This is a genomic window from Polaromonas hydrogenivorans (assembly GCF_040105105.1).
GTDB lineage: Bacteria > Pseudomonadota > Gammaproteobacteria > Burkholderiales > Burkholderiaceae_C > Polaromonas > Polaromonas hydrogenivorans.
In genome coordinates, this window is record NZ_CP157675.1 from 1667338 (window position 1) to 1680210 (window position 12873).

10 protein-coding genes are annotated in these 12873 nt (G+C 65.6%); 4 read left to right on the forward strand and 6 right to left on the reverse strand.

Translation table 11 applies throughout. The annotated features are described in order from the left end of the window. Positions 1 to 12: 12 nt before the first annotated feature. The 3 genes from ABLV49_RS07855 to ABLV49_RS07865 form a co-directional block, all read right to left on the reverse strand. The gene (locus ABLV49_RS07855) at positions 13 to 3267 is read right to left on the reverse strand and encodes an efflux RND transporter permease subunit (RefSeq protein ID WP_349281058.1); all 3255 of its coding nucleotides are present in this window, start codon (positions 3265 to 3267) and stop codon (positions 13 to 15) included. A gap of 831 nt (positions 3268 to 4098) precedes the next feature. After that, complete coding sequence (locus ABLV49_RS07860; RefSeq protein WP_349281648.1) at positions 4099 to 7224, reverse strand: efflux RND transporter permease subunit; 3126 nt, start codon at positions 7222 to 7224, stop codon at positions 4099 to 4101. A gap of 131 nt (positions 7225 to 7355) precedes the next feature. Then, positions 7356 to 8717: an efflux RND transporter periplasmic adaptor subunit gene (locus ABLV49_RS07865; RefSeq protein WP_349281059.1), complete on the reverse strand. Its 1362-nt coding sequence runs from the start codon at positions 8715 to 8717 to the stop codon at positions 7356 to 7358. A 241-nt stretch (positions 8718 to 8958) separates the two neighbouring features. On the opposite strand from ABLV49_RS07865, the gene ABLV49_RS07870 reads away from it, so the two are divergent. Next, a complete protein-coding gene (locus ABLV49_RS07870; RefSeq protein ID WP_349281060.1) occupies positions 8959 to 9471 on the forward strand; it encodes a GNAT family N-acetyltransferase in 513 nt (170 codons plus the stop codon). A 46-nt stretch (positions 9472 to 9517) separates the two neighbouring features. Here ABLV49_RS07870 and ABLV49_RS07875 read toward each other — a convergent pair whose 3' ends face one another. From ABLV49_RS07875 to ABLV49_RS07885, 3 genes are all read right to left on the reverse strand, one after another. After that, entirely contained in the window at positions 9518 to 10279 is a 762-nt protein-coding gene (locus ABLV49_RS07875; protein ID WP_415838188.1) for an aquaporin, read from the reverse strand. Further along, on the reverse strand, positions 10276 to 10776 hold the full coding sequence (locus ABLV49_RS07880) for an arsenate reductase ArsC (protein WP_349281062.1): 501 nt from the start codon (positions 10774 to 10776) through the stop codon (positions 10276 to 10278). Before ABLV49_RS07880 ends, ABLV49_RS07875 begins: the two co-directional genes overlap by 4 nt. 95 nt (positions 10777 to 10871) lie before the next feature. Beyond that, positions 10872 to 11222, reverse strand: a complete 351-nt coding sequence (locus tag ABLV49_RS07885) for an ArsR/SmtB family transcription factor (RefSeq protein ID WP_349281063.1) — start codon at positions 11220 to 11222, stop codon at positions 10872 to 10874. A 79-nt stretch (positions 11223 to 11301) separates the two neighbouring features. On the opposite strand from ABLV49_RS07885, the gene arsC reads away from it, so the two are divergent. The 3 genes from arsC (at position 11302) to ABLV49_RS07900 (ending at position 12859) form a co-directional block, all read left to right on the forward strand. Then, positions 11302 to 11733: an arsenate reductase (glutaredoxin) gene (gene arsC / locus ABLV49_RS07890; RefSeq protein ID WP_349281064.1), complete on the forward strand. Its 432-nt coding sequence runs from the start codon at positions 11302 to 11304 to the stop codon at positions 11731 to 11733. Then, entirely contained in the window at positions 11720 to 12448 is a 729-nt protein-coding gene (gene arsH, locus ABLV49_RS07895) for an arsenical resistance protein ArsH (protein ID WP_349281065.1), read from the forward strand. The genes arsC and arsH overlap by 14 nt, the downstream gene beginning before the upstream one ends. Before the next feature lie 192 nt (positions 12449 to 12640). Further along, positions 12641 to 12859, forward strand: a complete 219-nt coding sequence (locus ABLV49_RS07900; protein WP_232290696.1) for a hypothetical protein — start codon at positions 12641 to 12643, stop codon at positions 12857 to 12859. Positions 12860 to 12873: the final 14 nt, after the last annotated feature.

A 12873-nucleotide genomic window follows, 5' to 3' on the forward strand; every position in this document is an offset into this window, starting at 1 on the left:
GTCCGCTGGCCCTCACCCCAGCCCTCTCCCAGCGGGAGAGGGAGCAAGAGGAGGTGTTGCATCGGACGGCTCGTGTGGATGGCGGCTCAGGTGGCGCTCGGAGGCGCTGCGGCGGCGCAGCTTGTCGAGCAGCACATAGACCACCGGCGTGCTCAGGAGCGTCAGCAACTGGCTGGCGATCAGCCCGCCGATGATGGTGATGCCCAGCGGCCGGCGCAGCTCTGCCCCTTCGCCAAAGCCGATGGCCAGCGGCAGCGCGCCCAGAATGGCGGCCAGCGTGGTCATCAAAATCGGCCGGAAGCGCAGCAGGCAGGCTTCGCGCACCGCTTCGACCGCCGACAGGCCGCGCGCGCGTTCGGCGTCCAGCGCAAAGTCGATGATCAAAATGGCGTTTTTCTTGACGATGCCGATCAGCAGGAAAATGCCGATCAGCGCGATGATGGAAAAATCCATCTTGAACAGCAGCAGCGCCAGCAGCGCGCCAACGCCGGCCGACGGCAGGGTGGATATGACGGTCAGCGGGTGGATCAGGCTTTCGTACAGGATGCCCAGCACGATGTAGATCACCACCAGCGCCGCCAGGATCAGCAGCGGCTGCTCGCCCTGCGACTGCTGCGCACTCAGCGCCGTGCCGGAAAAACTGCCGCGCACATTGTTGGGCAGGCCGATGGCCGCTTCCGCATCCCTGACGGCGGCCTGCCCATCGCTGAGCGTGCTGCCGGCGGCCAGGTTGTAGGAAATGGTGGTCGAGAGTTCGCTGTCTTCATGGTTGATCGATGCGGCGGCGGAATTTTCGCTGAAGCGGGCAATCGCCGACAGCGGCACCATGGTCGTGCCTGAAGTGCTCAGCGCCTGGCCGGACGACGCGTCGCGCAGCGCCGGATTCACGATGCTGGTGGCCGTGCTGGCCGTGCCGGTGCTGGTTGAGGCCGTGTTCTTCGCCGGCACATAGATGTCCTTGAGCGCCTCGGGACTGCCGATGTAGCGCTGCGCCACTTCCATGACGACCTTGTACTGGTTCAGCTCGCCATAGATCGTGGCGACCTGGCGCTGGCCAAAGGCGTTGTACAGCGCGTTATCGACATCGCGCGAACTCACGCCCAGCCGCGCCGCGCTTTCCTTGTCCACCGTCACCATGGTCTCGACGCCGTTTTCTTCCTGGTCGGTGTCCACGTCGGTCAGCGCGGCCGCGCCTTTCATCTGGTCGGCCAGCCGGGTCGCCCATTTTTTCAGGTCGGCGGCGTTGTCGCTTTTCAGGCTGTACTGGTAGGTGGAGTTGCTCTGGCGCCCGCCGCCGCGCAGGTCCTGCACCGGATTCAGGAACAGGCTCACGCCGGTCACGCGCGCCAGTTGGGGACGCAGCCGCGCAATCACCGCCTGGCCCGAGTCGCTGCGCTGCGCGGCCGGCTTCAAGTTGATGAACATGAAGCCGCCGCCCGCGCGCGAACCGCCGGTAAAGCCGACCACGGTATCGACCGCCGGGTCGGCGCGGATGATGTCCACCAGCTGCTGGAGCTTGCCCTGCATCGCCTGGAAGGAAATGCTGCGGTCGGCGCGCAGGCCGCCGTTGATCTGGCCGGTGTCCTGCTGCGGAAAAAAGCCCTTGGGCGCGGCGATGTAGAGGTAAACATTCAGCCCGATCACCGCAAGCAGGATCAGCATGACGAGCAGTTTGCTGGCCAGAGCCCAGTCCAGCGCGATTTCGTAGCCGCGCAACACCCGCTTGAAGGCGTTTTCAAAAAACCGCGCAATGCGTCCCGGTGGCTTGGTGCCGGCATGGGGCTTGAGCAGCCAGGCGCACATCATCGGCGTGGTGGTGAGCGAAATCACCAGCGAGATCATCACCGCCGCCGACAGCGTGACGGCGAATTCGCGGAACAGCCGGCCGGTCTGCCCGCCCATGAACAGCAGCGGAATGAACACCGCCACCAGCGACAGGCTGATCGACAGGACCGTGAAGCCGACCTCGCGCGCGCCCAGCAGCGCGGCCTTGAAGCGGTCCATGCCGGCTTCGATGTGGCGGCTGGTGTTCTCCAGCACCACGATGGCGTCATCGACGACAAAGCCGGTGGCCACCGTGAGCGCCATCAGGCTCAGGTTGTTCAGGCTGAAGCCCAGCAGGTACATCACGCCGAACGTGCCCAGCAGCGACACCACGGTCGCCACGGCGGGAATGAAGGTGGCGCGTGCGCTGCGCAAGAAGGCGCTGACCACCAGCACCACCAGCGCAATCGAGATCAGCAGCGTGACCTCGATTTCATGCAGCGACGAGCGGATCGAGTTGGTGCTGTCCGACGCCACCTGCAGCTGCACGTCCGGCGGCAGCTGCGCCTGCAGCTCGGGCAGCAGGGCGCGCACGCCGTCCACCGTGGCAATGACGTTGGCGTCGGGCTGGCGCGTGACCAGCACGATGACCGCCGGCTGGCCGTTGAACAGGCCCAGGGTGTTGGTGTTTTCCACGCCGTTGCTGACTTCGGCCACGTCGCTCAGGCGGATCGCCGCGCCGTTGCGCCAGGCGACGATCAGCCCCTGGTAATCGGCCGCGCGCAGGCCGCCGGAAGCCGTGCTGCCGGTGGCATAGATCTGCAGGCGCTGGCCGTTGCCTTCAATCGCGCCGCGCGGCCGGTTGGCGTTGGAGGCCTGCAGGGCGGCGCGAACGTCTTCCATGCTGACGTCGTAGCGGTTCAGCGCGAACGGCAGCAGCTCGACGCGCACGGCGGGCAGCGAGCCGCCGCCCAGTTCGACATCGCCGACGCCGGGCACCTGGGCGATTTTTTGCTGCACCAGGTTGGAGACTTCGTCGTAGATCTGGCCCGGCGAGCGGGTTTTGGAGGTCAGCGCCAGGATGATGACCGGCGACGAGGCCGGGTTGGCCTTGCGGTAGGTCGGGTTGCTGCGCAGTGTGGCGGGCAGGTCGGCGCGCGAGGCGTTGATGGCGGCCTGCACTTCGCGGGCGGCGGCGTCGATCTTGCGGTTCAGGTCGAACTGCAGGCTGATGCGGGTCGAGCCGGCGCCGCTGCTGGAGGTCATTTCGTTGACGCCGGCGATGACGCCGAGCCTGCGTTCGAGCGGCGTGGCGACGCTGCTGGCCATGGTGCTGGGGCTGGCGCCGGGCAGGGAGGCGCTGACCGAGATGGTTGGGAAATCGACCTGGGGCAGGGGGGCGACTGGCAAGACGAAGAAGGCGCCTATTCCTGCTAATGCCAGGCCTATGGTCAGGAGGACTGTTGCTATGGGGCGGTTGATGAAGGGGCTGGACAGGCTCATGGTCTGGCTCCTTCTATCCGTTCAGTTGCGATTTTGTTCTGCGTTAACTTGGCTGAGTTGGGCTGGCCGGGGGTTGCCCGGCGGCAAGTAACTTTCTTTTGCTTCGCCAAAAGAAAGTCACCAAAGAAAAGGCGACCCGCAGTCCGAGTCCCTGCGCTGCGCTTCGGGCAACCTGCGCTACGCCGCAAAAGCGGGGGTCCGCGCAAACTCGCTACGCTCAAACAGCGCGCGGCCCTGATCCCGCTTTTGCGGCGTAGCACAGGCTCGGCCAGGACGGGACTTGCGGGAACGGATTCGGGGAGGCCCCCATCCCAGCCTTCCCCCAGCGGGGGAAGGAGCAAAACGGGGAGGAATGTGACGAGGCGATTATCTGTTTTTGCATCAAAAGTGGCTCTAGCGCAAGCAGAGCGTGCGCAATCAGCTATTGAATTCGTAGCATTGAGGGTTTGGGTTTGGGCTGAAACTCGGGTGCGGTGGCTGTTTGGCTGTTCGGCTGTTCGGACTTCATTTCCCGATTGCCCCGTTCTGTCTGGGCCTGTGATGACCGAAAAAAACGGGATCAGGGCGGCGCGCTGTTTGAGCGTAACGCAGTGAAGCGAGTTTGCGCCGACCCCCGTTTTTTTCGGGCAGCGCAGGTCGCCCGTAGCGCAGCGAAGGGACCCAGACAGCCGGGTCGCCTTTCTTTTGCTTACTTTTCTTTGGCGAAGCAAAGAAAAGTGAGTTGCCGCCGGGCAACCCCCGGCCAGCAGGTGCAAGCAGCGAAAACCGCTCTCAATTAAATAGCTAGATGCGCAAGTGGCTAAAGCGCAAGAGCCATAAAAAGCATAAAAATCAGACAACAGAAGCATCCATCCGCTCCTTGCGCCCAAACCGCCGCCCCAGCCGGTCAAACGCCAGGTAAATCACCGGTGTCGTGAACAGCGTCAACACCTGGCTAACGATCAGTCCGCCAAAAATCGCCAGCCCCAGCGGCCGCCGCAACTCCGCGCCCTCGCCAAAACCCAGCATCAAGGGAACAGCGGCAAACAGCGCCGCCAGCGTCGTCATCAAAATCGGCCGAAAGCGCAGCAGCGCCGCCTGGTGAATCGCGTCCTGCGGCGACTTGCCCTGGTGGCGCTCGGCGTCAATCGCGAAGTCGATCATCATGATGGCGTTCTTTTTCACGATCCCGATCAAGAGGATGATGCCGATGATGCCGATCACCCCCAGGTCCGAGCCGCTCAGCATCAGCGCCAGCAGCGCGCCGACACCGGCCGACGGCAGGGTCGAGAGAATCGTCATCGGATGCACATAGCTTTCATACAGCACGCCCAGCACGATGTACACGCAGACCACCGCCGCCAAAATGAGCCACAGCTGGCTCGACAGCGACGACTGGTAAGCGCCTGCCGCGCCCAAAAAAGTCAGCGTCACGCTGGCCGGCATGGCGATGTCTTTCGCCGCCTGCTTGATCTCATCGACTGCCTTGCCCAGCGACACGCCGGGCGCGGTGTCAAAGCCCAGCGTCGTGGCCGGGTACTGGGCGACGTGGGTGATCTGCAGCGGCGCGGGCTGCTCGGTGATGGTGGCAATCGACGACAGCGGCGTGGTGGTGCCGGCGCCGGTCTTCAAAGGCAGGTTGCCCAGCGAGGCCGGCGTGGCCAGCGCGTCGGGCAGGGCTTCGAGGATCACGCGGTACTGGTTGGTCTCGGTGAAGATCGTCGAGACGATGCGCTGGCCGAAAGCGCTGTACAGCGCATCGTCAACCACCGAAGCGGCAATGCCCAGACGCGACGCCGTGTCGCGGTCCACGTTGATGAAGGCCGCCGTGCCCTGGGCGCCGGCATCCGAGACCACGTTGCGCAGGCTGGCGGACAGCGCCATGCGCTCGGCCAGCTTGTTGGCCCACTGCACCACGACGCCATTGCTGGCGCCCTCCATCGACACGCGGAACTGCGTCGGGCCGGTTTCGGCGTCAATCGTCAAGTCCTGCGTCGGCTGCAGGTACAGCGTCACGCCGGCGACCCGGCTGGCGCGCTCGCGCAGCCGGTCCATGGTTTGCTGCTGGCTGCCGCTGCGCTCCTTTTTCAGGTTGATCAGCATGCGGCCGGTGTGCAGCATGGTGTTGTTGGCCGCATCGACGCCGATGAAGGAACTCAGCGCGTCCACGTCCGGGTCTTGCAGAATCTCGCGTGCGGCCGCCTGCTGCAGCTCGGCCATGCGGGCATACGACACCGACTGGGCGGTTTCGACCCGCGCCTGCAACTGGCCGGTGTCCTGCGTCGGAAACAGTCCTTTGGGGATCAGCACATACAGCAGCACGGTCAGCAGCAGCGTGGCCAGCGCCACCAGCAGCGTCGCGCCCTGGTGCCTGAGCACCCAGGTCAGCGACTGGTCGTAGCGGACGATCACGTTGTCGAAGAAGCGCTGCAAGCGCGCGCCGGTCGAGTGATCCAGATGGTTCTCGGCCTTTTGGGGCTCGGCCTTCAGCCAGCGCGCCGACATCATCGGCACCAGCGTGAGCGACACCACCGCCGAAATCAAAATGGTGATGGCCAGCGTGATGGCGAATTCGCGGAACAGCCGGCCGACCACGTCGCCCATGAACAGCAGCGGAATGAGCACCGCGATCAGCGACACCGTCAGCGAGATGATCGTGAAGCCGATCTGCTTGGCGCCCTTGAGCGCGGCCAGCATCGGCGTTTCGCCTTCCTCGATGTAGCGCGAGATGTTCTCGATCATCACGATGGCGTCATCGACCACGAAGCCGGTGGCAATCGTCAGCGCCATCAGGCTCAGGTTGTTCAGGCTGTAGCCGAGCAAATACATCGCGCCGCAGGTGCCGATGAGCGAGATCGGCACCGACAGGCTGGCAATCACCGTGGCGCGCAGGTTGTGCAAAAACGCAAAAATCACCAGAACCACCATCAGCACGGCCAGCAGCAGCTCGATCTCGACATGCAGCACGGAAGCCCGGATGCCGGTGGTGCGGTCGCTCAGCACATCGACGCGCATCGAGGTCGGCAGGCCTGCCTGCAGCTCCGGCAGGCGCGCCTTGATGGCGTCCACCGTGGCAATCACGTTGGCGCCGGGCTGGCGCTGCACGTTCAAAATGATGGCGGGCACCAGCCGCCGGCCGGGCGTTCCGAGGCAGTCACCCGGTTCATCGGGTGATGCCGATGCGCCTGGCGCGCAGGCGATGCTGGCCCAGGCGCCGAGCTGGGTGTTCTCGGCGCTTTCCACGACCCGGGCCACGTCCGACACGCGAACCGCCGCGCCGTTGCGGTAGGCAATGATCAGGTTCTGGTAGTCGCTGGCGGCCAGCAGCTGGTCGTTGGAGTTGATCGAATACGAGCGTGTCGGGCCGTCGATGCTGCCCTTGGCGCCATTGGCGTTGGCGGCGGTGATTGCCGTTCGCAGCGCATCGAGCCCGAGGCCATAGGACGCCAGCGCCCGCGTGTCGGCCTGGATGCGCACGGCCGGGCGCTGGCCGCCGCTGAGCGCGACCAGCCCGACGCCGTTCACCTGGCTGATCTTCAGCGCCAGCCGGGTGTTGACGATGTTCTGCACTTCGGTCAGCGCCAGCGTGTCCGACGTGATGGCCAGCGTGAGCACGGGCGCATCGGCCGGATTGACCTTGGCATAGACCGGCGGCGCGGGCAAATCAGCCGGCAGCAGCGAGCCGCCGGCGTTGATGGCGGCCTGCACCTGCTGCTCGGCCACGTCCAGCGCCAGCCCCAGGCCGAACTGCAGCGTGACGATGGACACGCCCGCCGTGCTGGTCGAACTCATGCGGCTCAAGCCGGCCATTTGGCCGAACTGGCGCTCCAGCGGCGCGGTGACGGTCTGCGCCATCACTTCCGGGCTGGCGCCGGGGTAGAGCGTCTGGACCTGGATGGTCGGGTAATCGACCTGCGGCAGGGCCGACAGCGGCAGCAGCCTGAAGCCGACCAGCCCCGCCAGCACGATGGCCAGCATCAAGAGCGCGGTGGCGACCGGACGCATGATGAAGGGGCGTGACGGGCTGGCGGTGGACGGTTCGTCGCGCTCGTCAAAGGCATCAGGCGCGCCGGATGACGCGCCCGGCGTGCTGGCTGGGTCGTGCGGGCTCATGCGCCCTCGGCTTGCGAAGCGCGCCGATGGCGTTGCGGGCTGGAGGCGCCGGCTGCCGGCGCTGAAGCCGCTGCGCCATCGGTGGCTGCCGACGCGGCAGGGCGCTGGCGCTTGCCGCCGCCGTTCATGCCTTTGGGGCTGTCGCCCGGCAGCACCACCGGCGCGCCGTCCTTGAGCCGGTCGGCCCCTTCGGTAATGACCTGCTCGCCCGCCTTCAGGCCGGAAGCGATCTGGATCTTGTCCGCCGTCGCCTGGCCGCGCTGCACCGGCCGCAGGCTGACCGTGCGCTCGGCGGCATTCACCACATACACATAGTCGCCGGCATTGCCATGGCGCAGCGCCGCCACCGGCACCGTCACGGCGTTTTCAATCGTGCGCAGCTCCAGCCGCACATTGACGAACTGGCTGGGAAACAGCGCCAGCTGGCTGTTGGCGAAACGCGCCTTGGCCTTGACCGTGCCGGTCGTGGTATCGACCTGGTTGTCCAGCGAGGCGAACATGCCGGTGTCGAGTGCGCTGGCGCGGGTCCGGTCGAGCGCGGTGACCTTCATGGCCGTGCCGGCCACGGCGGCCTGCTGCAACTCGCCGGCCTGGTCCTGCGGCACGGCAAACACCACGTCAATCGGACTGACCTGCGTGATGACCGCAATGCCGTTGGCGTCGCTGCTGCTGACCACATTGCCCACATCGACCGTGCGCAGGCCGACGCGTCCGCTGATCGGCGCGACCACGCGGGCATAGCCCAGATTTAGGCGCGCCGTGCCTTCGTTGGCCTTGTCGATCACCACCGTGCCTTCAAGCTGCTTGACCAGCGCGGCCTGGGTATCGACCTCCTGGCGGGCAATCGAGTCCTGCCCCAGCAGCGTCTTGAAACGCTCAAGCGTGACGCGGGCGCTGGCGAGTTGCGCCTCGTCGCGCTGGCGCTGGCCGCTGGCCTGCATCAGCGCGAGTTCGAACTGGCGTGGGTCGATGGTCGCCATCAGCTCGCCGGCGCGCACCATCTGGCCTTCCTTGAACAGCACTTTTTCCATCACGCCCGACACCTGCGGCCTGACCTTGACGGTGGCCTGCGGCGTGACCGTGCCCAGGGCTTCGAGGAGGATGGGGATGCGGGTGTTTTCGGCCGTGGCCACGCCGACGGTGGTGGCCGGTGCGCCGCGCCTGCCACCGGCCGCGCCGGGTCCAGCGGCAACTGGCGTGGCGGGATGCGTCAGGTGCCAGGCCAGCCAGCCGGTGCCGCCCAGCGCCAGCACGGCCAGCAGGCCGCCCACGATGCGCGCGCGGCGGCTCGGGCGCTTGGCGGGTTTCGCGGGAGCAGTCTTGGCGTGGATGGGCGGAGTCGTCACTTGGGGGTCCATCAGCGGTCCTGTTGCATGCCGCGACAGGGTGGCTGGCGCGGCATTTTGATGTTTTGTAGTCGATGGGATGAGCCATCTGGCGCCCCAGTCTGAATGCCGGGGCGCATCGCTGCCTGGGCAGCCAAATAATTATCCCTGCAAGCGCCCCCGGGTAGATGTATGCCGGGAAATAGGCCGGTAAACCTGCTGTAAAGCCGGTCCTTAAAATCCACGCTCCTGTATTCAGCGAAAGGACCGACGCGTGACCGACTCCCTTGAACCGACTGCTTCCGGCCTGCGCATCTGCCGGGCCGACTACCGCAACCCCGTGCATGCCGAGGCACTGGTCCGCCTGCTCGACGCCTATGCGCAAGACCCGGCCGGCGGCGGCGAAGCACTCGGTGAATTTGCCAAAACCCATCTGGTTGCAGCGCTGGCGGCACGGCCCCAGGCCTTCAGCGTGCTGGCGTTTTCCGGCGATGAAGCGGTGGGCCTGGTCAACTGCATCGAAGGCTTTTCGACCTTTGCCTGCCGCCCGCTGGTCAATGTCCACGACGTGGCGGTGCTGGCCAGCCACCGGGGCCAGCGTGTGGCCGAGCAGATGCTGGCGCTGGTGGACGAAATAGCCCGCGAGCGCGGCGCCTGCAAGCTGACGCTCGAAGTGCTTGCCGGCAACGCCAGCGCGATCCGGCTGTATGAACGCGTGGGTTTTGCCGGCTACCAGCTGGACCCGGCGATGGGCCGGGCGCAGTTTTTTCAGAAGTGGCTGGAGTGAGCGGGCTGGCTGGCCCGCTGGCAGCGAGTGCCGTGCGGGCTTTGCCTCATGCGGCCAGGTCTGCCGTCGCCTGTGGCTCGCCCAGCCACCGGCTGAACAGCACGCCCGCCGCCGCGCCAACGGTTTCAGCCATCACAAAGCCCGGCGCGCTGGCCGGGGCAATGCCTGAAAAGCTGTCGGTCAGCATGCGCCCCAGCACCGCCGCCGGATTGGCAAACGAGGTGCTGGCCGTGAACCAGTAGGCCGCGCCGATGTAGCAGGCCACCAGGGCAGGCGCCTTGTGCGGCGGGGCGCGCAGCACGACCAGAATCAGTCCGCCGGTCGCCACGGCTTCGGCGAGCCACTGGCCCCAGCCGCTGAACCCGCCAGCCGCGCTCCAGCCGCCCCGCAGCTTGCTGCTGACTTGCAGCACCGACAGGTCAAACATGGCGTGAGCCGCCCAGGCGCCGGCCATCGCGCCGAGCAATTGGAATGCTATAAAAAGAATAGCTGTCTGCGCCCGTCCATCATGCGCAAGCGAGATTTTTGACCATAAAACAAGCGTCACCAGCGGATTGAAGTGGGCGCCGCTCAGCGGGCCAAGCACTTCAATTAAAACGTAGAGCGCAAACACCGTAGCAAGCGTGTTGGCCAGCAGGGCCACCGCCATGTTTCCGGCGCTCAGGCGCTCGGCCATGATGCCCGAGCCGATCACCGCGCAGAGCAGGGCGGCGGTGCCCAGAAATTCCGCCAGGAGCTGGCTTTGCAAAAGAGGCTTGGGGGCCTTGCAAAGAATGGGGGATGCAAGACTGGACGAAGGCGGGCTCATGACTTGGCCAGTTCACGCGCGCTGCCTTGCAGCAGGGCGTGTTCGAGTTTTTCGGAGGGCAGGCTGACCAGCAGCGACAGCCGGCGGTGCAGGGCGAGCAGCGTCTGGCGGAAGGCTTCGTGTTTTTGCGCCTCGCTGCCGTCGCCGGCGGACGGGTCGGCGTAAGCCCAGTGCGCGGTGGCGGGCTGGCCGGGCCAGTAGGGGCAGACTTCGCCGGCCGCGTTGTCGCAGACGGTGATCACCAGGTCCATGTGCGGCGCATCGGGCTGGCCGAACTCGTCCCAGCTCTTGCTGCGCAGGCCTGCGGTGGAAATGCCGGCGTGTTCAAGCACCTGCAGGCCGAGCGGATTGGGCTGCTGGTTCTCGCGCGGGCTGCTGCCGGCCGAATAGGCCTTGAAACGGCCCTGGCCGATGTGGTTCAGGATGGCTTCGGCCAGGATGCTGCGCGCCGAGTTGTGGGTGCACAGAAATAAAACGTGGAGTGGGCGTTCGGACATGGTGAAGGCTCGGGTGGTGGAAAAATTGGTTGCTATGGAGTTGATAGCTGCCTGCGCGTGTCAGCCGTGCGCAAAAGGCCAAAAAAGCATAAAAATCAGCAAACAGGCGGCGCGCCGGCGCCGCAGGCCTGGCCTTCGCAGCAATGCTCGGTCAGGTAGGCCAGCAGCGCGTTCATGTGCGCGATGCTGGCGCGGTAGATCAGGTTGCGGCCGCGTGCCTCGCTGCTGACCAGGCCGGAATGGGCCAGCTCTTTCAGGTGAAACGACAGCGCGCTCGGCGCCACGGCCAGTTGCTCGGCCATGGCGCTGGGCGTCAGTCCGTCGGGGCCGGCCACCACCAGCGCCCGGAAAGCGCGCAGGCGCTGGGTCTGGGCCAGCGCGGCCAGGGCCTTGACGGCCGATGGCTCGTCGAGTGATACAACTTGTGCAGGGGTTAATATTTTCATAATTCAACTATAATTGAAATATTGAATCAAGATTATTTTATATCTGGCAAGCGAAAAAATTCAACCGGAGAAACTCTACATGTCCTTTGTGACGATTTATCACAACCCGAAATGCGGCACCTCGCGCAACACGCTGGCGCTGATCCGCAACACCGGCGTCGAGCCCGAGGTCATCGAGTATTTGAAGACGCCGCCCAGCCGGGAAACGCTGGTCGAACTGATTGCCCGGATGGCCGTGCCCGTGCGGGACGTGATGCGGAGCAAGGAAAAACTGTATGAAGAACTGGCACTTGGCAACCCGGCGCTCGGCGATGAGGCGCTGATCGACGCGATGCTGGCCCATCCGATCCTGATCAACCGGCCCATCGTGGTCACGACGCTGGGAACGCGCCTGTGCCGTCCGTCCGAAGCGGTGCTGGACATTTTGCCGCTGCCGCAACGCGCCGCCTTTGCCAAGGAGGGCGGCGAGCCGGTCGTCAACGAACAGGGAGAGCGTGTTGCCGGACGCTAAAACGCTTGCCGTGGACCTGCCCAACATCGACCCGGCGCTGTTCGGCGTGCCCGCGCTTGAGCGGCTGCAAACCACTGCCAGCCCGCATGCGCCGCGCATCTTGCTGCTCTACGGCTCGGTGCGCGAACGCTCCTACAGCCGGCTGCTGAGCGAGGAGGCCGCCCGGCTGCTGCAGGCCATGGGTTGCGACACCCGGACCTTCGACCCGCGCGGCCTGCCGCTGCCCGACGACACGCCCGACACGCACCCCAAGGTGCAGGAACTGCGTGTGCTGGCGCAATGGGCCGAAGGCATGGTCTGGACCTCGCCCGAACGCCACGGCGCGATGACCGGCATCATGAAGGTGCAGATCGACTGGATTCCGCTGGCGCAGGGCGCGGTGCGGCCGACGCAGGGCAAGACGCTGGCCCTGATGCAGGTGTCGGGCGGCTCGCAGTCCTTCAATGCCGTCAACCAGCTGCGCGTGCTGGGCCGCTGGATGCGCATGCTGACGATTCCCAACCAGTCGTCGGTCGCCAAGGCCTTCCTGGAGTTTGACGAAGCCGGCCGCATGAAACCCTCGGCGTATTACGACCGGGTGGTCGATGTGATGGAGGAACTGGTCAAGTTCACGCTGCTCACGCGCGGCGTGTCGCCGTACCTGGTGGACCGCTACAGCGAGCGCCGCGAAAGCGCCGAAGCGCTGTCAAAACGGGTGAACCAGCGCACGCTGTAGCCAGACGGCCTGTTTATTGATGAAAAAGGCTGTTTGCGCATGTCCAGCCTGTGCAAACAGCTCCTGATTCAATAGCAATCTTGCCTTGCAACAGCTTGGCGCGGCCTGTGTCACACAACTGCCACCGAACTGACATGTCCCCGTCACCGCCAACGCTCAAAATTCCGTCATCACCGCATGATGGAGCACGCAATGGAACTGAATCTGAACGAAAAAAGCGCTGGCCGCGCTGCCGGCGCAGCCCTTCACGACATCGACCAGCAGCGGCTGCGTATTCTTCGCTGCACCGCCCGCGCCATGGCCAGCAGCCCCGGCGGCCTGCGCTTCAAGGCCGGAACCCGGCCGTGGCTGGAGGGCCTTCCGGCATCCGCCAGGCGCAATGGCCTGCGTGTGGACGCCACGACGCATTGATGAACCCCCTGCTT

Excerpts from the sequence above, each read along its gene's own strand:
- ABLV49_RS07900 (WP_232290696.1), top strand. The coding sequence starts at position 12,641 with ATGGAACTGAATCTGAACGAAAAAAGCGCTGGCCGCGCTGCCGGCGCA.
- ABLV49_RS07875 (WP_415838188.1), bottom strand. The coding sequence starts at position 10,279 with ATGAGCCCGCCTTCGTCCAGTCTTGCATCCCCCATTCTTTGCAAGGCC.
- ABLV49_RS07880 (WP_349281062.1), bottom strand. The coding sequence starts at position 10,776 with ATGTCCGAACGCCCACTCCACGTTTTATTTCTGTGCACCCACAACTCG.
- ABLV49_RS07855 (WP_349281058.1), bottom strand. The coding sequence starts at position 3,267 with ATGAGCCTGTCCAGCCCCTTCATCAACCGCCCCATAGCAACAGTCCTC.
- ABLV49_RS07865 (WP_349281059.1), bottom strand. The coding sequence starts at position 8,717 with ATGGACCCCCAAGTGACGACTCCGCCCATCCACGCCAAGACTGCTCCC.
- ABLV49_RS07885 (WP_349281063.1), bottom strand. The coding sequence starts at position 11,222 with ATGAAAATATTAACCCCTGCACAAGTTGTATCACTCGACGAGCCATCG.
- arsC (WP_349281064.1), top strand. The coding sequence starts at position 11,302 with ATGTCCTTTGTGACGATTTATCACAACCCGAAATGCGGCACCTCGCGC.
- ABLV49_RS07860 (WP_349281648.1), bottom strand. The coding sequence starts at position 7,224 with ATGCTGGCCATCGTGCTGGCGGGGCTGGTCGGCTTCAGGCTGCTGCCG.